The organism is Haloferax sp. KTX1 (assembly GCF_902410085.1).
In the GTDB taxonomy this organism is placed as follows: domain Archaea; phylum Halobacteriota; class Halobacteria; order Halobacteriales; family Haloferacaceae; genus Haloferax; species Haloferax massiliensis.
On record NZ_CABPRH010000014.1, the window covers coordinates 14802 to 33870 of the forward strand.

Annotated in this window: 19 protein-coding genes and 1 pseudogene; 17 read left to right on the plus strand and 3 right to left on the minus strand. The window is 59.1% G+C overall.

Annotation, left to right across the window (positions count from 1 at the left end; genetic code table 11):
* Positions 1-671: 671 nt before the first annotated feature.
* The 6 genes from FY251_RS22670 (at position 672) to FY251_RS17725 (ending at position 6417) form a co-directional block, all read left to right on the plus strand.
* Complete coding sequence (locus FY251_RS22670; protein WP_187367437.1) at positions 672-848, plus strand: hypothetical protein; 177 nt, start codon at positions 672-674, stop codon at positions 846-848.
* A gap of 198 nt (positions 849-1046) precedes the next feature.
* Positions 1047-2288, plus strand: a complete 1242-nt coding sequence (locus FY251_RS17700) for an RNA-guided endonuclease TnpB family protein (protein ID WP_148416359.1) — start codon at positions 1047-1049, stop codon at positions 2286-2288.
* A gap of 205 nt (positions 2289-2493) precedes the next feature.
* Entirely contained in the window at positions 2494-3057 is a 564-nt protein-coding gene (locus FY251_RS17705; protein ID WP_148416360.1) for a helix-turn-helix domain-containing protein, read from the plus strand.
* A 78-nt stretch (positions 3058-3135) separates the two neighbouring features.
* Positions 3136-3555 carry a hypothetical protein gene (locus tag FY251_RS17710; RefSeq protein WP_148416361.1) on the plus strand — a complete coding sequence of 140 codons (420 nt, stop codon included), beginning with the start codon at positions 3136-3138 and terminating at the stop codon, positions 3553-3555.
* Between the two features lie 178 nt (positions 3556-3733).
* Complete coding sequence (locus FY251_RS17715) at positions 3734-4150, plus strand: hypothetical protein (protein ID WP_148416362.1); 417 nt, start codon at positions 3734-3736, stop codon at positions 4148-4150.
* 1400 nt (positions 4151-5550) lie between these two features.
* Complete coding sequence (locus tag FY251_RS17725; RefSeq protein WP_148416363.1) at positions 5551-6417, plus strand: DNA-binding protein; 867 nt, start codon at positions 5551-5553, stop codon at positions 6415-6417.
* Positions 6418-6962: 545 nt separating this feature from the next.
* Here FY251_RS17725 and FY251_RS17730 read toward each other — a convergent pair.
* A complete protein-coding gene (locus tag FY251_RS17730; protein WP_148416437.1) occupies positions 6963-7325 on the minus strand; it encodes a hypothetical protein in 363 nt (120 codons plus the stop codon).
* A 95-nt stretch (positions 7326-7420) separates the two neighbouring features.
* On the minus strand, positions 7421-8209 hold the full coding sequence (locus FY251_RS17735; RefSeq protein ID WP_148416364.1) for a hypothetical protein: 789 nt from the start codon (positions 8207-8209) through the stop codon (positions 7421-7423).
* Positions 8210-8415: 206 nt separating this feature from the next.
* Here FY251_RS17735 and FY251_RS17740 point away from each other — a divergent pair, with 206 nt between their 5' ends.
* From FY251_RS17740 to FY251_RS17770, 7 genes and pseudogenes are all read left to right on the plus strand, one after another.
* Positions 8416-9324, plus strand: a complete 909-nt coding sequence (locus tag FY251_RS17740) for a DUF6293 family protein (protein WP_137685128.1) — start codon at positions 8416-8418, stop codon at positions 9322-9324.
* 280 nt (positions 9325-9604) lie between these two features.
* Positions 9605-10009, plus strand: coding sequence for a hypothetical protein (locus FY251_RS17745; protein ID WP_137685129.1), 405 nt, complete (start codon positions 9605-9607; stop codon positions 10007-10009).
* A gap of 234 nt (positions 10010-10243) precedes the next feature.
* Complete coding sequence (locus tag FY251_RS17750) at positions 10244-11170, plus strand: transcription initiation factor IIB family protein (RefSeq protein ID WP_148416438.1); 927 nt, start codon at positions 10244-10246, stop codon at positions 11168-11170.
* 100 nt (positions 11171-11270) lie between these two features.
* A pseudogene (locus FY251_RS17755) lies at positions 11271-12158 on the plus strand (hypothetical protein).
* Positions 12159-12299: 141 nt separating this feature from the next.
* Positions 12300-12488, plus strand: coding sequence for a hypothetical protein (locus FY251_RS23420; RefSeq protein WP_148416365.1), 189 nt, complete (start codon positions 12300-12302; stop codon positions 12486-12488).
* A 106-nt stretch (positions 12489-12594) separates the two neighbouring features.
* On the plus strand, positions 12595-12975 hold the full coding sequence (locus FY251_RS17765) for a hypothetical protein (protein ID WP_148416366.1): 381 nt from the start codon (positions 12595-12597) through the stop codon (positions 12973-12975).
* 67 nt (positions 12976-13042) lie between these two features.
* On the plus strand, positions 13043-13705 hold the full coding sequence (locus tag FY251_RS17770; protein ID WP_148416367.1) for a DUF6735 family protein: 663 nt from the start codon (positions 13043-13045) through the stop codon (positions 13703-13705).
* Positions 13706-13783: 78 nt separating this feature from the next.
* On the opposite strand, the gene FY251_RS17775 is transcribed toward FY251_RS17770, so the two are convergent.
* Positions 13784-14203, minus strand: coding sequence for a universal stress protein (locus tag FY251_RS17775; protein WP_148416368.1), 420 nt, complete (start codon positions 14201-14203; stop codon positions 13784-13786).
* Positions 14204-14762: 559 nt separating this feature from the next.
* Here FY251_RS17775 and FY251_RS17780 point away from each other — a divergent pair.
* From FY251_RS17780 to FY251_RS17795, 4 genes are all read left to right on the plus strand, one after another.
* Positions 14763-14999 (plus strand): hypothetical protein, encoded by a 237-nt coding sequence (locus FY251_RS17780; protein ID WP_187367438.1) that lies wholly within the window; start codon positions 14763-14765, stop codon positions 14997-14999.
* Between the two features lie 136 nt (positions 15000-15135).
* Entirely contained in the window at positions 15136-16215 is a 1080-nt protein-coding gene (locus FY251_RS17785; protein ID WP_148416370.1) for an inorganic phosphate transporter, read from the plus strand.
* A gap of 1 nt (position 16216) precedes the next feature.
* A complete protein-coding gene (locus tag FY251_RS17790; protein ID WP_187367439.1) occupies positions 16217-18166 on the plus strand; it encodes an SLC13 family permease in 1950 nt (649 codons plus the stop codon).
* A 9-nt stretch (positions 18167-18175) separates the two neighbouring features.
* Positions 18176-19057 (plus strand): universal stress protein, encoded by an 882-nt coding sequence (locus tag FY251_RS17795; protein WP_148416371.1) that lies wholly within the window; start codon positions 18176-18178, stop codon positions 19055-19057.
* Positions 19058-19069: the final 12 nt, after the last annotated feature.

Consider the following 19069-nt stretch of genomic DNA (forward strand, 5'->3'; position numbering starts at 1 on the left):
CCCGCTCGGAGTCCGGTCTCTCCCAATGGTCAGTGACATAGGGTCAATTCGATTCCGACTGGTTATTCGAAAGCCCTCGGCCGCTCGGCATCCCGCGACCACCGCAGCGCGCCTCGTGCCTGCGGTGCTTGCGGGGTCGGGGGACGACCGAGGCGGCCTCGCCCTTTCTGAGTCCACCAGGACGGTAGATGCCTCACCGAGCGACGTAGCCGGCTAGACAGGTGTGTCCGTTATGGCCCGCCCCGCTCGCCGCGTTCCGCCCTCCGCGTCGCTCGCGACCGACCATTCCGGGCATGCGGGCGCTCTCCGCACCGCCCGCGCCCGTTCCGGGCTAAAATGGATGTGCCCTCGGCGCCAGCGGGTATCCCCGTCGGTTGCGCCCCTTGCGGGCTTTCGCGTTCCAGCGCTTTGTGCCGCCTGCGCTGTCGCGCGCCACACCGCGGCGCGCGTTCTCGGCGACAGTCGCCCTGGACACGGACCCGCACATCGGGCCGGACACGAGCGGGCATATCGATATCTGACCTGCCCTCTACTGACCACGCCGATAGGGTTTTTAGCGCCTGCAATGGGTGCAGGCGCGACTTGAACACGCCTGCATAGGACTAGGTGATTTCTGATGGAACAACGCCACCAGCGACAGGTGTATCGTCAATCAGTGGGGGACTGGCCGGATGTCCGTTGATCTTAACGGGATTGAGCAGGCCGAAGACGAACTGGAAGACTGGCTGGTCGACCAAGCCGAATCCGGGGTTCCTGAAGTCGTCCTTATCGGGCTCCTTCGTGACTACGCTGACGACATCGAGCATCTCGGCTATGTCCCACGGATGTGGGGCCACAGCGACCGATGATGTGACCCCAACTCGACTTGCTGGTGTTGGTTTTTCGCGCCCGGAACGGGCGGAGGCGCGACGTGATCGTGCCTTCACTAGAGAGGAATTGAAAATGAGACGACGTTGCCAGCCCAAATCCGACAGTAGTTTTCCGAGAATCGTGCAGTCAACTGGAATCGGCGAAGGCGTGCCCTGGATGCAGTATCGTTCAGAGCCATGAAACGAACGAATACGTTCGATATCGCTCCCGACTCTGAAACAACAGAAGAGATTCTTACGCGAGTGCTGGACGCGTCGGCAAGCCTCTGGAATAAACTCACCTACGACCGCCGCCAGCAGTTCTTCGATGGCGAAAGTGTCTGGGAGTGCGATGGCTACTACGACGAGTACGTCGACGTGCTAAGCGGAGCGACGACCCAACAGATCGCTCGCGTGAACGATACTGCGTGGCGATCCTTCTTCGAACTTCTCGGTGATCCTGAGTACGATCCGAGTCCCCCCGGCTACTGGGGGAATCAAGACGATGGCCGAGAGCTCCGAACCTACATTCGAAACGATTCGTACACCATTCAGTGGAATAGGCGGTCCCGACTGGAAATCCGCATCGGCATGGATCTCAAAGACGAGTACGGATTCGGAATGTACGAACGGCTTCGGTTACCGGTTCGGGGCAATCCGAAGTGGTGTGGTGACGGTGGTCGACTCGAAATCTCGTACGACTCGGTCGAAGAGACGTACCGTGTGCATCAATCCGTAACCATCGAAGGCGTCGAAGAGAGCAGATCAGATGGCTTTGAGGCCGCTGCACTCGATCTCGGCGCAAACGTGCTCGTTGCCTGTACGACAACAACCGGTAGGCAGTATCTCTATAGTGGCCACCAACCGTTCGAGCAGTTCCGAGAGACGACTAACGCTATCGCCAACGCCCAAGCGAAACTCCCCGACGGACAACACTCCAGTCAGCGAATCAAGCGTCTCTATCGCAAGCGCTCTCGACGGCGCGATCATGCGGTGAACGCGCTCCTCCGTGACGTAGTTGAACGGTTAGACGAAGCTGGTGTTACAACGCTCTACCACGGCGATCTCACCGGAGTGCTCGGTGAGTACTGGTCGGTGGAGGCGAATCTCAAAGCACGGACCTTCTGGGCGCATCGGCAGTGTATTGATAGACTCGGATCAGTCTGTGAAGAGTACGGAATCGACGTAGAAGCAATCTCGGAGGCGTGGACGTCCCAGACCTGTCCAGAATGTGGCGAACGGGACCGAACACGCCGGCATCGAGAGACGCTCACCTGTCCGTGTGGTTTCGACGGCCACGCCGACCTCGTTGCTTCGAGAACATTGCTCGAACGAGCAACGAACACAACAGTCAGGCCGACGGCACGGCCCGTGCGGTTCCAGTGGGACGATCACCAGTGGTTTCCCGTTGAGGGTGCCGCAGTGTTGCCCAACGAATAGCGCACAAACCCGCAAGGTGCCGCCGTAGCGTCATCGACGCTAGCGAGCGGACGCTCCTACGAATGGAGTGGATGTCGACCCGCTGGACGCTTGCATTACTCGGACGTACTCCAAGTACAGCTCTCCAGAATAAGGCTACTGACTAGAGAATGCTGTATCACGCGGACACAATGGACTTATGACAGTACGAGATGGATAAGAGAGCATGTCTCTGTTGCCCTCCACTGACGACGTGACTGCCGAGCAAGAGGGCGACATACGAGTTCTTGGTGTGGATGAAGATGAGACAGCAAACGTGTTTGAGGCCCTTTCGTCGGAGACGGCCCGGCGTATCCTGACTGCAATCTACGACGATCCAGCACCCCCCTCTGAACTTTCTGCCCGACTCGATCTGTCCCTTCAGAACGTCTCCTACCACCTCGACAACCTCGAAGAAGTAGGCGTGGTCCGGGTGGCTGATACCCGGTACTCCGAGAAGGGCAAAGAGATGAACGTATATGCACCCGCAGACGATCCCGTTGTCGTCTTCGTCGGAACCACGGAACGTAAAACGGGACTCCTCGACCTACTGAAGCGACTCGTCGGCGCGACGGGGCTTCTGTTTCTCGTCTCCGCCTTCCTGTTCGTCTTTCAGGCATTTGGACAGCCTGGTGGTGCAGGTGATACGCCGACAATACTGGAACTACTCTCATTCCCGGGACTGGAGTTCCTCCTCGGGGGACTGTTCGTCCTTGGACTGGTCGTCCTGTGGTGGGCCCGGAACAGATAGATGGTCGACCTCCTCGTCTGTCAAAATTAATTTTGGCCCAAACATCGTACTAAGGGCCCTGGTGGTCAACTGACGAGTATGGCACGTACCTCCACGCAGTCAATCGTAACAAGAACCTCAATTATTGGCGGCTTGGTTGGTGGACTGGTCCACGCAGGTGTGGCTGTGTTGCTCTGGAATCGTTGGTTCGATAACCTGTGGGAACTGCTCATGACCAAACCACTCAACGGAGTGTATATCCTCCTTGGAATGTTCCTCCTTGGATTCGTCCCAGTCCTGTTTTACGTGGGTAAGAAGGTCATCTCACCCGCGATCATCGTCGCTGTATTCCTGCTCCTTTCAGGATTCGGGTCGTGGCTGGCGGGCCCAGTTCGTCCACCATCTGCTGTGCCGACACCATTCGCTCTGTACATCCTACTCTGGGTCGGCGTCGTCGCTCTTGCAGGTTTCACAGGAAGACTGGAATATCGTCGTAAACACCGAGCTGCAGGCGCGTGATACTGGCCTTCTCGGGAACGGCACGCTGCCCAGCCGATAGCGCTCCCCAACGGTCTATGTTTGGTTCTTTGACGGAAGAGTGGCACCGATATCTAGTGGGTTGCTTAAACCGGCGGCCTTGAGGAGTCAGCCTGGATGACCCGAAGGAATATAGTCCTACGAGTGGAATCTTTGGTATATGAACGCCCTGAAAAACCTCCACAAAGCAGGCAAACCCCCTCGAATCGGCTATCGTGGGCTCTCTGCAATCTTGGGAGTTGTAACGCTAGCAACATTCGGGACTGAACGGTTCCTGAATGAATCGGCTGGTCAATCACTTGGAGAACTACCCGCGTATGTGATGGGTGGTGTCCTCCTTGTCGTCGGGATGAGTGCCTTCTACGCGTCAGTAACCGGTCACGACATCAGAACGGCAATTCTCCTCTCGTTAGGGCCGGTTGCCGGACTCTTCGTATATTTAATCGGGTATCACCTCGTCTTGCCTCCGAGTACTGACTCTCCGACATGGCTCATATTTCTCGCTTTTACCGGGGGGCTCCTTGCGATTGGGACTGTCGCACACCTTTGTGGTCGTTTAGTCAAACGAGTATTCTAAACCTGTTTGGAGCGTCCTCCTTCCGTACGCCGGCAAGATTCATCGTCGTCAGCGACATAACATGGCCCCTCCGAAGTTGGTCTAAAGGGAGATCATGTATATCTCCCAATCAGCCAGTCGTACTAGTCTGCGAGAATTTACGACCACGGAGCCAGTATTCTACCGACGCTAGAATCCCATAGGCAACGAGATAAAATGGTGCCCACACAAACACAAAGAGGAACCCGGGCGAATCCCCTTGTCCACTTCCAATTGGTGGGATATACACGAGTATATGCCAGAAAACGAGGATACCTACCAATAGTGCCCCCGGGCTACGGATTTCATATCGAAGCCAGAGAAAAACGGGAATCCCTATTGTTACCAACCCAAACGCCATAGATAGCGCAAGTGCGTCCCAAAGCGTTCCTGAGATTGAAACATTCGAGGTTGGAAGGAGGCTATACGCGAACACACCGAGTGAATAGAGGACGGTGACTGCGATACTGATAGCGAGAGGACGCTTCCATGTTTCCGACACCGAGAACCACCGATGGAGGGCCGACATACGGCACTATAGTGCTTGACCTAACATTACTCTTTACCAGTAGGCCAACGTTTGATTCTTTGACGGATAAGTCGGAGTGAGATTTAGAACCCTATTACAGTAGTTGGCAGTACGGATTCTTTATCCAGAACGCTGGCTGAAACGACCGTTACCACAGGTTCTTCTAGAGAGACAAACAGTTGCTAGCGTCTGGTGCGGGTACCTCGAAAGCCCCCGGACGCTCGCCGGCCGCGACTCGCTGTGCGCCTCGTTCCTGCGGTGCTTGCGTCGTCGAGGTACGTCAAGCGTCCGGCCCCTTTCAGTCCCACCCGGGATCTATTGCTGGGTCAGCGATCTCAATCGGCTGGCTGGTGTGCGGCGAACGGCACGCCCCGCTCGCCGCGTTCCGCCCTCCGCGTCGCTCGCGACCGACCATTCCGGGCGTGCGGGCGCTCTCCGCACCGCCCGCGCCCGTTCCGGGCTAAAGTGAATCTGGTCTCGACGCCAGCATTAAGCGCGTTTTCGGTTGCGCCCCTCGCGGGCTTTCGCGTTCCAGCGCTTTGGGCCGTTCCGCGCGGCGAGTCACACCGCGTCTCGCCGTGCTCACGACCGTCGCTCTGGACACGGACCCGCAGTCCGGGCCGGACACGAGAAACGGCTTAAAGCTGGCCGCTCGCTCCGGGCGGGTCGGCGCGCGGTGCTGGTTGGATGGCTTCCCTATGGCGCGCTCTCGCTCGCGCCCCAAGGGGCGCTCGCGAAGGCGCGAGCGAGAGCGCGCAGACGAGTCTGTCGGTCGTTGTCGTCGAGGAAATCCGCGATGTAGGAGCATCGCGGTGTCGGGCGCGTGAGCGCCTTCAGGAACCAGTGAGTTCCAATGTCAAGTAAGAACGTCTCCAGTGAAGTAGTTTCGGTCGATGAACAGGCTTTCGAGAAACACGATGAAGCTGAGGTCGACGAGGATGGGTTCGAGGTCGTCGACGAGACCCCGGAGTTCCGAGCGACGGTCGACATGGAAGTACAGGCGAAAGTCGATTCCAACCACCCAGATGCGCGGGTCGAGGAGGGCCCGGATCACATGTTCGGGAAGACTCTCGAACAGGAGGAGCGTATCGAGGCCCGGGAAGCCGAGCTGGAGCACATCAGTGCCCAGGCGGAACTCGGTGGCCAGGACGGTCGGGCGGAGCGGACGCGGGAGGTCGTCGTCGAGCAGTGTGGCCGTGACGAGCCCGAACCGGTGGAGCGCACGGATCCCCGAGAGAAGCTAACGCAGGAAGAACTCGGAGCGGTGAACACGCAGGCGATGCGGATCAAAGAGGAAGTCGATGGCGGCTGGTCGAGGTCAGTCGTCGCGAAGCAGTTGGCCGAGAAGGTGCAGCGCGGCCAGGACGTGACGAAGGCGGTGCTGGAGACGTTGGAAGAGCAGAAGGCGGTCCCCGGTGCAATCGTGCCCATCGCGGATGTGCCAGATGTCCCAGTCGGTGAGGTGACAGTCCAAGGTGAAATTACCGAACTCTGGGCTCCAAGTGACAACTCGATTCAACAAGTCGGGCTCATCGAGGACGATAGCGGGCGCACGAAATTCACGGTCTGGGAGAAGAGCGGGAAAACAGTGGTTCGAGAGGGTCAGACGGTCAGGTTCAGAGCGGTCAAGAAGAACTGGTACCAGGGCCGGTGCAGTCTCGCTATCACGGGCTGGAGCAGGATCGAGTTCCCGGATCGCGGTCGGTGGTGGGAAGAATAGCCAGTTAGCGCAGCCTTCTTTTTTGTTGTGTGCCGGACCAGCCCAGACCCCGCCACCCCACCCTCCGCTCCCGGCCTCCCGCTGGTCGGCCGGCAGCCACGACCTGGCTCCTACCCTTGAGAGGAGCGCGGTGAGACAGCTGTCCGGGATTGAGAGAGGAGGTATTTGTGTGTACCCAGAGGGGCAGGGGGACACAGACAACGTGCCCTGAGCAACGATGTCCAAGGAACATACTCTCACAGCCCGCGAACGGCTTCGCATTCACCTCCGCGAAGCTCACCGGACGACCGGCTCACCGATCGTCGAAGCACAGTTAGCCGCCGCACTGGACGCCTGGGAAGACCTACCGCCGATGCACCTGCAGGAGGGGATCTCGGTCAGAGACTACGCAGGACACCTAACACCACCAGACACTGAATGGGCTCGACGGGTCGGGACACAGGAGATGCACAACGTCTCCGAACGCGCCCATAACGGTCCCGAGCGTTCCGGTGAGGACCAAGAGGGCAAGCAAGACCAAGAACGGCCACAGTTCGTCGGCCATCTCAGTCTCGAAGGTGGGAGTCTTCGACCCGGACCAGTTGGAGGGACGGGAACGGTGCGAAGGGAATTTCCTCCTCGACGAGGTCTTCGAGTGGGATTGCAGCTTCCCGGTCGCCCCATCTCGGGATGTGCTGTTCGAGCACATCGAGTGGAGTAACTACGATGATCTCGTCGTCATCCGGGTACTTCGGAGTCTTGTCGGCCAGCGTGTCCCCGTCCTCGAACTCCCACTCGTCGAGTTCGAGTCCAGGAATGTTTACGACAACCAAGGCGATCGGTTCGTCGGCCTCAGTATCGTGGACAATATCGCCGTAGATGAAATCCGGGTCTTCCTCCTCATCGTCCAGTTCAAGTTCCAAGGCCATATCGAGTGACCGTTGGAGTGGTTCCTCGCGTCCCGGAGGCTGCCATTGTTCTTCGTCGGTACGTCCGTCAGGTGGTCCGCCGCCTTTGCGTGGCATTAGTTGATCACCATGAATTCGTCAAGTGCTGTTTGCGAGCTGTGCAGGGCCTCGATCCTCCAGTTGATAGTCTCGGTCAACCGTTCGGGGTTGTGTTCCCCGTTTGGTTGCCTGCACTCGTCCAGGATCGACGTCTTCCCGGAGAACGCAACGACCTCGTCTGGGGCGTGGAGGAGGTGTTCGTGTGAGACCCGACCGTTGAGGTAGATCCGATCCGGGCCGAGCGTCTCGACCAGGGCCTCCAGGTCATCCCAGAGGTTGAACTTCGAGTTGTACTCGGTCCCGTCGAAGGCACACGACTTCGTGCCGAAGACCTCGAACAGCTCCCGGCAGTGCTCGTAGTGCCACGGTTCCCACCCCACGATGATGGGATAGAGTTCGACGTCGAGTTCGGCATCCTCAACCATACGGTAGAGCGCCTTCTGCCCCTCGACCGATCGCTCAATCTCGCTCAGGAGTTCGCGACGGTCCATATCGTCGCTGTCCATGACCCAGCGGTCGCCTGGGAAGTAGACGTCGACGATCCCGTCCAGTTCCTGTAGCCGCTCGAACTCGTCCTCAGGAGTACGACCGACCAGGAACTCGTTCTGCTCCATCGAGTTGATGATGAGCATCTGGTCGGGATGCATGAACGCCTCTCGTGGTTGGTTTACGAACCAAGTCGACCGGCGGAACGGTGCTTGGAGGGCCGGGAACTCCTCGACGTTGTAGCCGAAAAGGCGTCTATCGGTGGAAGCCCCAGGTTTGGTCTTCGGTACGAACTCGTGCGGGAATCGGTCGCCGGGCATGTCGGATCTCTCAGGCGCGGTTGTGTCTCGGTGGCGCCTGTCGTGACACTACTCACCGCACAGGGATAAGTCTTGTTCGCTTTTATTCGCACGACCTCTATTTCTTAGTCTTTCCAAAACACATACTGTCCAGCAGGAACATAACTTGTCCCACATACGAAGCGTATAACGAAGGTCTTTAGCCTAAACCGCAGACAGAGGGAACTATGACCGAACGAGTCCATATTATCCCAGTTGGATTCGACTTCGAGCGTCTCATCTACCCAATTTCGCAGGGACAGATGGAGGCCGACCGAGTCGTGCTCATCACGCACGAAGGCGATCCAGACGATGAGGCAACGAGTAAGGCCGCGCAACTCGCATCGAATATGACTCGCCGATTGGAAGATTCGTTCAAACTGATTGACGTCGAGGTCCAGCGCGAATCCATCGAAATCGAGGGTATGTTTGACTATGAGACTCTCTATCCGATGGCCTACGACTACATCCTCGACGAACTGAAGGCTGATAACGAGGTTTTCGTCAACATCTCTTCGATGCCTCGCACAGTCGCCTTCGCCTTCGCCACTGCGGCCGACTCGATAATCGCCGAGTTCCAGGAGGATATGGATGAGATTCGAGACCGGCTCCACACCTACTACGTCTCGCCGGAGGAATATCTCGTGCACCGGATGATGGAGGTTCTGGAGAACGCCGCGGACACGCTCGATGATCTGAAGCAGTACGAGGATCTGACCGTGCACAGCCAGTACGAGGAGATCGTGCAGCTTCTCGACCGAATCAACGAAAGCGGTGTGACGGAGGGTGCCCGAGACCTCGACGGGCAGATGTACGTCGAGTTCCCGTCGTCGCCTGGCAGTGACGTTGAGGATTTCGAGAAGACCATTCTGAACTTCCTCTTTGGGAAGGATCCGATTGCGTCGACGTCGGCGCTCGCCGAACAGCTGGCTGAAGAAGAGGGTGAGGAGTACGACGAGTCGTTCCGCAGCCGCGTCCAGTACAACGTCTCGAAACTCGACGAAAAGGGGTATGTGGACCGCGAGAAGGTCGGAAATAGTCTCGAAACGCAGCTCTCGACGATGGGGCGGATGTGGGTAGAAACTCACCGGGGATGAACTGGATCCTCGCATAATGGACACTCCGCGTAGACCGCTCGGTGGTCGTCCTTCTCGTACTCGATGAGGAGCATACCTGCGGGTATCCCGGTGTCGCAAGCCGGACAGGTTCCGAGGATCGATTGTTCCGACGACATGGGGGATGGAGCGCTGGAGCGTGTGACACTGTATTCCAGGCTCCAAGTGTAATAACGGAGTATACGTTCAAAAGTTCGATCCAAGCGAAGTGAAAGTGGAACCCGGAACAAGACCTATGCTGGAACAGTCTGATTATCCGACAGTGTTCGACGACCTCCATCAGACCATCAACAAGATCCGAGGTGACTTCTCCGGTAACAAGGACACCTCTATCGCTGTGGGTCGGGAGGCCGTTCTAGAGAACCTCGAATGGATCTACAGTGGCGTGTGCCTGCTACTCCTCTTTGGCGTGCTGAAGTTCAAGGACGCCGTCCTGCTCGCCGTCTACGGTGGTACACCATTCGTTCTCGACTCAGGCCTCTTCCTGCAATCCGTCCCGTTGCTCAGTCGTGTGCTGCCGCGTGTGACGATGTTGATAGAGCTCGGGATGGAGTTCGGAGCTGTAACCGTCGGTATCTCCCTTGGCGCCGTCTACGGCATCTACAGACTCATTGGCGCGGTGAGGATGGGCGTGCCGTACTACGCAGCACTGAAGCGGGACGATTAGTCCTGCCCCATCATATCCTATGAGAAAGGACTCGATCTGGAGTACAGGAGGTCTAGTGACATTTCGTCGTAGCCCCAGTCGCGGACCTTGTTCCACTTCTTGCCGTTCTTACGGCAGGCATCGAAGTTCCCCCGACTCCCTGTGTAGGCACTTCAGTCCAGCATAGAGTCTATTGTCCCCTCAATGGGTGAGGGGCTCGCCGTACTGGCGGGTTCCCTGAACACGGTGAGAACCATGGCAATCAGAGACATCTACGAAACTGACTTCGACGAGGACGTCCAGACGGAGTCGAACCCTAACCAGTGTCCCGAGTGCGACGGGCGGGTCACTACCAACGCAGTCGAAACCATCTGCGAGGAGTGTGGGCTCGTCATCGACGAGCAGCGGATCGACCACGGGCCAGAGTGGCGAGGGTTCGACGAAGACGAACGGGAGCGCACGGGCGCTCCGTTGACGGCGGCACGACACGATCGAGGGTTGTCGACGGAGATCGGCCGCGGGACCGATGCGAACGGGAACGAACTCTCAGGACAGAAGCGACGGCGGCTCGCTCGGATGCGGCGTGAACAGACCCGTGGAAGGTTTCAGTCGAAAGCCGAACGCAACCTTGCACACGGGCTTAGTGAAGTCCGCCGGATCAGTAGTGCGCTCGAACTATCCGAGACGATCCGTGACCAGGCCTGCCAGCTATTCCGCAGCGCTCAGAACGAGGACCTCCTGCAGGGCCGGTCGATCGAGGCGATGGCCGCCGCGAGTGTCTACGGCGCGTGTCGGTGTAATGGGCGGCCGCGAACGCTCGACGACATCACCGAGTCGGCGCGCGTCGAGCAATCGCGGGTGACGAACGCATACACGACGCTGAATACGGAACTTGGCCTGCCAGCCCAACCCGTGACGCCGAGTGCGTTCGTTCCGCGGTTGGCCTCGGAGCTCGACGTCTCCGATCAGATCCGGCAGCGGGCTCGGCAGTTGGCGGAAGCATCCGAATCGACCGGAGCAATCACGGGGGTTCGGCCATCCGGATTCGCCGCAGCCTGTCTGTACAAGGCCGGACGCGAACAGGGGCGGTGGCTCACCCAGTCGGAAATCGCTGACGTTGCGAACGTCTCGGTGGTCACCGTGCGAACCCACCGCGACGCGCTGGACGAACTGGCTGTGTAGAGCCCACACTGCTGATTTTCGGTTGTATGTCTGTAGGCTGATTGATGTGAGAGCCATTGTTTAAACCCGAAGACGAAGCATGATACGGCCAGACTACGCTATGACTGACCGGTACGCTGACTACAAAGCCCTCCGACCGCTCGGCGAAGCGACCCACGTTCCCGACGACCAACTCGCCAGTAGTAGTGGTGAGCCCCGGCGGCAACGCTCTGGTGGCGTCGACGCGGACTATCCAGACGGCCCGACAGCAGATGAGAGCGAGTGCGCTTCCTGTGGAGCGTCAATTCCCGCTGGCCAGTCGAAGTGCCGGTTCTGTCTCACGAACCATCTCGAAGCAGCCGACGAGCAGGGCACGTCGAATGCCGAACGGACACTCCTCCACGTCGTCCAGGTACTCGTCGAGGCGTCGACGTTCTACGCTGCCATCGCGAAGGGTGCCGCTGCGGCCACGCTCCTCGCGAAGGCAGATGGTGACCCAGGAGTCGATGACTGCCAGTTGATCTACGATCTCGACGAGGAGCCGGCTCCACAGCTTGCCGACCAATGGCCCTCGCTCCCCTCGGCGACACGGGTCACATCTGAATGTGGTGAGCAGTTACTCGCGGCCGCAAGTGAGCGGACATCATGGACAGAGTCGATTTCGTCACGTCATAACGACGAGCACGCGACGTTTCTCTACGACGAAACCGGGAGCGGGATTCGCGCCAAAGAGAGCCTCACAAGCCGTCGTGAGGACGCAGACGACGACCTCTGGCTGGTGCCAGCGATTGCGCTCTAGCGATCCGACGCAGAGACCAGTAACGAATACTCACGACACGAGCGAGCGAACAGAACCCATCTCGAGTGCCGGGAGTGCGGTCGGGAGACCGAACATCGGTTTCGTGAGTTTGAAGCCGTGCCCAACAACGACTGGACCGGCCAGCCACTGTGGGGCTGTCAGCGGTGCGGGACGCCCCGCTACGGGCCCGAACCCGAAGCCAGTCAGTAAAGACGGCGTCAAATTAACCAACAACTCTGGTCTCACCTCGGTTTTGTTGGTTAACAGAAGCCAGCTTGCGACCACCTTCGGGCTACCCTGCTGACTGCCCGCCGGTGTTTTTCGACCCCGAGAATCGGCGAAGGCGCACATATGGAGCCACGAGACACACCCGGCTACAGGCTGCACCGCGCGCTCAACAATCTCACCAGTATCGACGGCGAGCAATTAGAGCCGGGCGACCGAGAGCGGCTCAGCACAGCAGTGACGCTCCTCGAGCAGATGGGTCTCCTTAGTCGACCGGATGCGACAGAGGACGGCGACGTCCGAGGTGAGTCCTGACAACACCAGGTGTCGGCAACGCGGCGTCCTGTGGCCGCCACAGCCTGAGCAGTTGTTTACCCCCTGAAGGGGTGCGGGGGCGCGAGAACGCTCCCGAGGACAACCCATGGCAACACTCCAAGCTGCGACGACATCAACCGGCGCGATTGTATCGGATCCACAGGCAGTCCGAGAACTCTGTGAGAACCACTGCTTCGGGACCCTCAACTGGGAGGTGGACGACGACGGCGAGCTCGTTATCTGGGGCTACGACAGCTTCGAAGTGTACGAGACGAGAGAGAACGGTCTTCCTGACTACGACGGTGGGATCGTCACCCACGAGTTCCTCCGGTCGCTCGCGGAGTATCTCGAACCGGACGAAGAATTCGACATCCAGACAGCCGGATTTACCAAGTGCCGGTTTCCCGTGCTGGCGAAACGGTACGTCATCCGCAACGGTGAGGTGCTGTACGCGGACCTCAGTTCCCCCGAGCCGATCGACGAGTAGCGTTGTTCGTCCCCCAGGAGGGGTGCGGGGCGATCCAGTCGTCGTCGCCCTGCGAGGTGATTGTTCAATGGGCCACCGCGCACTTGTTGCGTACGAACGAACCGACGGACAGTACACGCTCCACTACTCTCATTGGGGTGCTGCAGACCTGAAACTGAAGCACCGCATCACAGCCGAAACCCCGTTCGGTGGCGAGGATACCAATTCCACGTGGGCGAAACAGCTACTGGCGGAACTGGTCGATGGCCTCGAGGCAGATGCCGTCGAGGGCTACCTCGCCGGCGAGGATCGACCGTCGACGGTCGTCGAGCCGAAGCCCCGCGCCACCGGGCTCACACTCGACGAGATCGTCGCAGACCATCTCGACTTTCTCCACCACGAGGCGTTCGTCGTGGCGTCGACGACGTTCGAGGTGACCGTCTATCGGACGCTGTGGTTCGGGCTGCAGTACGATTCGGAGACAGTCGAACAGGGAGAGACGGTCGGGAACGGCGCGCTCGCGACGGTGCGCTGGTACGACGGCGAGCCGGTCGGGGATGGCCACCTGCAGGGACAGTTCGCGGCCCTCAAAGACGTCGTCGGCGACATGCTCGACAAAGGCGTCTTCACACCGTCGACGGCGAGGCAGTATCTGAAACGAAAGCTCGCTGAGCGGGTCGGAGACCGACAGGAGCTGCTCATCCCGACCGGTGAGCCACCGTTCAACAGCGGGACCTTCAGCCCCGCGTAGGTCGACCTAGTCCGTTGACGTCCAAAACGAATTCTAGTGACTTGCCGAATGAACAGACGCGACCAGTACTAATCGAGATTATCGAACTATGGTCACGGGAACTGGCGACCGTCGGAAGATCCGTTCTGCCACGTTGCCGACGAAGAGTCGCTCTGCTAATGTTCCCCCGTGACTCCCGATGACAACAGTATCAAAGTTCTCTGCTCGCTTGATGATCGCTTTCGCTGGGTGTCCCCACGTGACATCCGTCAAAATCTCTGTATCGTACTCTCCCGCAATGTCGCGGGCACGCTGGAGAACTTCCGATGCATGTTCTTCGGCAGCCTGCTCAATGTCGTTCTCTAATGCGAGACTCACTGCTTTTCCCATCATCGGGGACGGTTCGCCCACGACGTGTAAGACGGTGATTTCTGCGTCTGAATGCGCTTCAAGCGCGTATTTGAGGGCTCTTTCAGCCATTTCTGAGTCGTCCATCGGCACGAGAACACGCGAAATCATTGACTCTCAGTACGCGGGAAGCACTCATAACGGCTCTGCCGCCTGCCAGGTCCGGAACGAGGCTCAGATTCGACGTGCCTGTCAGTAGTTGCTACGGATGGTGCTCCGAGGAAGAGCCGTAGCAACTGCGTGTTTGCCACCTCACTCTGAAGGACCTGCTTGACTGTTACTGCGTGAAGCAACTGTGAACCAAACACTCCGAGTCCGATGAGAAGACCGGACACGAACCACGACGTATACGCGATGAAGAGGCTACTTACCAGTCCTAACCCGAGGAGTGTACTCGCCGCTGTATAGAACCGAATAGCACCGTCCACAGTCCGTCCCCGTCGCCGGAGTGACCACCAGAGGACTCCACTAATTCCGAACCCCAAAATCACGGATGCCAGAATCGACGTTTCTATAGGCTTCATACTACCGTATTCGGAAGTCTCGGACAAAGCTGTTTCTCTGGATAACTACTTCATAACTTATGCCTGTGTTCAGGAATAGGTCGAAAGTACGTTTGCCGAGGTTTTATTACGAGCTGGCTCACTACTCTGTACGTGGAGGTGCAATGATGACGAATGTCGAACCATCGGACAGGACCGAATCAGCCTTTGAAGGACGTGCTGACCTGTTTGGCAGTCCCTCACGGTACGACCTCGTTCTCACAGGAATACCTGTCACCTTCCTGTTCACCTACCTCATCGCCACGCAATTCTTCGGTACCACAGGCTCTGCAATTGCCACCGGTGCCCTCGTGAGCGGTGTTCTCGTCGCCGACGGCCTCTTCAGACGCCCGCCAATCCCTTAGCTAGTCTGGAAGTCCGTCACGCGGTCGAATCGCCCTCATAGAAACCCGTACCTGCAACTATGAACGCCACATACCTACCTCGACACATCGCCGCATCGCCGACGAATCAGTCAGATCGACAGAGAGGTGATCGGCAATGATCGGTGCACTGCTTGGTCTCGGCCTCGTCGTGGCGGTGTTCGCTGGGATCAACACCGGCGGCTCCGCGATTGGCGAATCCTTCGGCCCCTCCGTCGGCAGCGACGTCCTTACCGTGCGGACTGCCGCTGTCCTGATGTCGGTCAGCGTCGTCTTCGGCGGCTGGTTCGTCGGCCGGCACGTCATCGAAACCCTCGGACACGGCTTCGTCCCCTCTCAATACTTCACCTTACCCGCTGCAATCGGCGTCCTCCTGTTCACCGGGTTCGGTATCTTACTTGGAAACCTCCGTGAAGTCTCCGTAAGCACGAGCGAGACCGCAGTCGGAGCCGTCGCTGGCCTCGGCGCAGCGCTGGGCGTGCTCAACTGGGAGACAGTCGGCGTCGTCGTTTCATGGTGGGTCGTCTCGCCCATCGTCGCCTTCTGGATCTCCGGAGTCGTCGGGCGCTACTTCTATGACCGAATCGAATCAACTCTCGACCTCTCAAGCGACTCACGTTCGACTATCGGGAAGATCCTCGTCATCGCCATCGCCTGTTACATGGGGTTCTCAGCGGGAGCATCGAACGTTGCCAACGCTGTTGCCCCACTCGTCGGAGCCGGCGTCATGCCGTCGATGGCCATGCTGAGTTCGATGGACGTGGCCGTGCTCCTCGGCGCAGGGGCCATGGCTATCGGATCGTTCTACATCGGCCCGCGTACGATGACCACCGTCGGCAACGACCTGACCAACCTCACACTGGAAGGCGCACTCATCGTCGAGATCATCGCCGCGACCATCATCACGGGACTGAGCTGGGCCGGTATTCCGGCGAGTCTCGCCATCACGGCCATCACGTGCGTCATCGGACTCGGCTGGGGACGAGCCACACGCCACGTGCCTGTCGAGGCAGCAGCCGGCCTCGAAGGCTTGAGCGAAGACGAAGAGGCACGCGTCGAAGCTGACAGCCCCCACCTGTTCGATCCGGATACGACTCGGCACGTCGTGACCACCTGGATGCTCTCGCCCACGGTCGCGTTCGTCCTCGCGTTCGTTGTTTTCAAGGTCGCGGCGTTTGTCGGCTTCTTCCAGGTGTAACATGGCGGGTCTACTCTCTCCCGGCGAGGCGCTCCTGCCGCTTGCGACACAAGCGGGGTCTGTTTCCGGCGTGACGACTGAGATGCTCGTCGTCTTTCTCGTGATTCTTGGAGCCATCGTCCTGTTCATCACTGAATGGTTACCCATCGACGTGACTGCCATCGCCATCATGGTCACGCTCATCGTCCTCGAACCGTGGACGCAAATCACCCCTGCGGAGGGTATCTCTGGATTCTCCAGTTCGGCGACGATTACCGTTCTGGCGATGCTCATCCTGAGCGCAGGAATCAGTCAGACTGGTGTCGTCCAGATCATCGGCCGGAAAATCTCGGGGTTTGCAGGGGAAAGCCTCAACAAACAGCTCCTCGCCACGATCGGCGTGACCGGCCCGGTATCCGGATTCATCAACAACACGCCGGTCGTCGCCATCCTCGTGCCGGTCATCTCCGACGTGGCACACAAAGGCAAAACGTCCCCATCAAAACTTCTCATACCCCTCTCCTACGCCTCGCAGTTCGGAGGAATGCTCACGCTCATCGGCACCTCGACGAACATTCTCGCCAGCGACACGGCAGCCCGTCTCTCGGGTGAGTACCCCGCGCTTCACGCGTTCGATTTCTTCGAATTCACTATCCTCGGCGTCATCGTCCTCATCACCGGCTCGGCCTATCTCCTCACTATCGGGCACCGACTGCTGCCCGAACGTGTGCCAGTCGAAGAGGATTACGTCGAAGAATACGATATCGCGGACTATCTCGCAGAAGTGGTGGTCCGCGAGGGATCACCAATCGTCGGGCAAACCGTCGAAACAGCCATCGAGGAGGCTGAGACGGACGCCGACATTCTTCAACTCATCCGTGATGGTGAACGGTTCACTGAACCACTGGCCCGCAAACAAATCCACGCCGGCGACACCCTGCTCATTCGAGCGAGCAGGGACACGCTCGAGCAACTCGCTGTGGCCGACGACCTCGCCATCGCTGGGTCGGTTGATACGGACGAAGAACTCGACCCAGAGGCAAGTGACGACCAGTCCATCGTCGAGGTCGTCATCCCGTCGCGCTCGTTCCTCGTCGGGGAGACGCTGACGAGTTCGACCTTCCGACAGCGCTACGACGGCAACGTGCTCGCGCTCCGGAGTCGCGGTGAAGTCATCCGTGACCGCATGAACGAGATCACGATCCGGGCGGGTGACACACTCCTCGTGCAGGCCGAGTCCGACAGTATCGACCGGCTAGCGCAGAACCGCGACTTCGTTCTCGGACACGAGGCCGAGGACCCGGACTATCGAACGGACAAGATTCCACACGCAATCGCCATCATGTTCGGTGTCGTCGGACTCGTGGCAATCCCGTGGCCGTTCCTTGGCAACGCACTTGCGTCGCTGACCGGCATCGAACAACTCACCATGCTCGCAGGCCTCCAGCAGCCGATTCTCGTCACCGCACTCGCTGGCGTCGTCGCCATGGTCGTCGCAGGAGTGCTGAAGCCGAACGAGCTGTACGATTCGGTTGATTGGGACGTCATCTTCCTCCTGGCGGGCGTCATCCCGCTGGGGATCGCGCTCGAACAGACTGGGGCAGCGATGCTGCTCGGGAATTTGGTCGCCACTGCCGCGGACTTCCTTCCTGTACTCCTCGTCCTGTGGCTGTTCTACATCGCCACCGGGCTCATCACGGAGGTCATCAGCAACAACGCCAGCGTGGTGTTGATGATCCCCGTCGCAGCGGCTGCCGCTACAGCAATCAACGCGAATCCGTTCGCGTTCGTGCTCGCGGTGACGTTCGCCGCTTCGACGGCATTCCTCGGGCCGGTCGGGTACCAGACCAACCTGTTCGTGTACGGTCCTGGCGGGTACAAGTTCACTGACTACGCTCGCGTGGGTGCGCCGCTCCAGCTGATTCTCTCGACGGTTACGGTGCTCGGAATTGCCTTGTTCTGGGGGATCTAACCGAGTACTATGTTCGACCGCATACTGCTCCCCGTGGATGGAAGTGCAGCGAGTGAGCGGGCACGCGAGTACGCACTTCTCCTTGCAGAAACATACGGCGGGGAGATTCACGCACTCGCTGTCCTCGACTCCAGTGACGTACCTGAAGACGGTGACGATGCGTCGATCGACGATCTGCTCGAGATAGACGTTCGGCCGACAGCGAACGAGGCGATTTCGTCGGTCATTGAAGCAGGTGAACGAGCAGACGTCTCTGTCATCGACTCCATTAGGAGCGGAGCCCCTGTGGAAGAGATTCTTACGTATGTCACCGAGAACGGGATCGACTTGGTCGTTCTCGGGACGCACACGCCGGGACGTCTCGCACGATTCCTGCGGGACTCTATCGTGGAACAGATCACCCAACAGTCACCGGCCCCAGTATTTTCGGTTTGGGAAGCTGAGGACCCGGAGCCAGTGGATCTCCAGCAGATTCTGTTGGCAACAGACGGCAGCGAGAGTGCCCTCCGGGCCAGTGAGTTCGCGTTCGACATTGCCACAGCATTTGACGCGTCCGTCCGTGGGCTCTACGTCGTGGAGAGTCGCTTCGGAAGCTCAGGATCACTCCACACGTTGCTGTCGAAGGAAGGTGAGCGGGTTCTGAAGGAACTGCAGGCGAGTGGTGCTCAAGCAGGAATCCACGTCACTCCGATGACCCGGGAAGGGAAGCCAGCCGATGAAATCTTGGCGGCCGCAGCCGACTGCAACGCCGACCTCATTGTCATCGGAACACAGGGAAAGACAGGGCTGGATCGGTTGGTCATGGGCAGCGTGGCAGCCACCGTTGTCCGTCGCTCTGAACAGCCTGTGTTGACAGTGCGGAAGTCCTTGGAGGATTGGTCCACGGAGTGAAACGGGCGTTTA

What these genes read in the sequence shown, in the direction of transcription:
- FY251_RS22670 (WP_187367437.1), top strand. Translation starts at nt 672, where the DNA reads ATGTCCGTTGATCTTAACGGGATTGAGCAGGCCGAAGACGAACTGGAA.
- FY251_RS17700 (WP_148416359.1), top strand. Translation starts at nt 1,047, where the DNA reads ATGAAACGAACGAATACGTTCGATATCGCTCCCGACTCTGAAACAACA.
- FY251_RS17705 (WP_148416360.1), top strand. Translation starts at nt 2,494, where the DNA reads ATGTCTCTGTTGCCCTCCACTGACGACGTGACTGCCGAGCAAGAGGGC.
- FY251_RS17710 (WP_148416361.1), top strand. Translation starts at nt 3,136, where the DNA reads ATGGCACGTACCTCCACGCAGTCAATCGTAACAAGAACCTCAATTATT.
- FY251_RS17715 (WP_148416362.1), top strand. Translation starts at nt 3,734, where the DNA reads ATGAACGCCCTGAAAAACCTCCACAAAGCAGGCAAACCCCCTCGAATC.
- FY251_RS17725 (WP_148416363.1), top strand. Translation starts at nt 5,551, where the DNA reads ATGTCAAGTAAGAACGTCTCCAGTGAAGTAGTTTCGGTCGATGAACAG.
- FY251_RS17730 (WP_148416437.1), bottom strand. Translation starts at nt 7,325, where the DNA reads ATGGCCTTGGAACTTGAACTGGACGATGAGGAGGAAGACCCGGATTTC.
- FY251_RS17735 (WP_148416364.1), bottom strand. Translation starts at nt 8,209, where the DNA reads ATGCCCGGCGACCGATTCCCGCACGAGTTCGTACCGAAGACCAAACCT.
- FY251_RS17740 (WP_137685128.1), top strand. Translation starts at nt 8,416, where the DNA reads ATGACCGAACGAGTCCATATTATCCCAGTTGGATTCGACTTCGAGCGT.
- FY251_RS17750 (WP_148416438.1), top strand. Translation starts at nt 10,244, where the DNA reads ATGGCAATCAGAGACATCTACGAAACTGACTTCGACGAGGACGTCCAG.
- FY251_RS23420 (WP_148416365.1), top strand. Translation starts at nt 12,300, where the DNA reads ATGGAGCCACGAGACACACCCGGCTACAGGCTGCACCGCGCGCTCAAC.
- FY251_RS17765 (WP_148416366.1), top strand. Translation starts at nt 12,595, where the DNA reads ATGGCAACACTCCAAGCTGCGACGACATCAACCGGCGCGATTGTATCG.
- FY251_RS17770 (WP_148416367.1), top strand. Translation starts at nt 13,043, where the DNA reads ATGGGCCACCGCGCACTTGTTGCGTACGAACGAACCGACGGACAGTAC.
- FY251_RS17775 (WP_148416368.1), bottom strand. Translation starts at nt 14,203, where the DNA reads ATGATTTCGCGTGTTCTCGTGCCGATGGACGACTCAGAAATGGCTGAA.
- FY251_RS17780 (WP_187367438.1), top strand. Translation starts at nt 14,763, where the DNA reads ATGACGAATGTCGAACCATCGGACAGGACCGAATCAGCCTTTGAAGGA.
- FY251_RS17785 (WP_148416370.1), top strand. Translation starts at nt 15,136, where the DNA reads ATGATCGGTGCACTGCTTGGTCTCGGCCTCGTCGTGGCGGTGTTCGCT.
- FY251_RS17790 (WP_187367439.1), top strand. Translation starts at nt 16,217, where the DNA reads ATGGCGGGTCTACTCTCTCCCGGCGAGGCGCTCCTGCCGCTTGCGACA.
- FY251_RS17795 (WP_148416371.1), top strand. Translation starts at nt 18,176, where the DNA reads ATGTTCGACCGCATACTGCTCCCCGTGGATGGAAGTGCAGCGAGTGAG.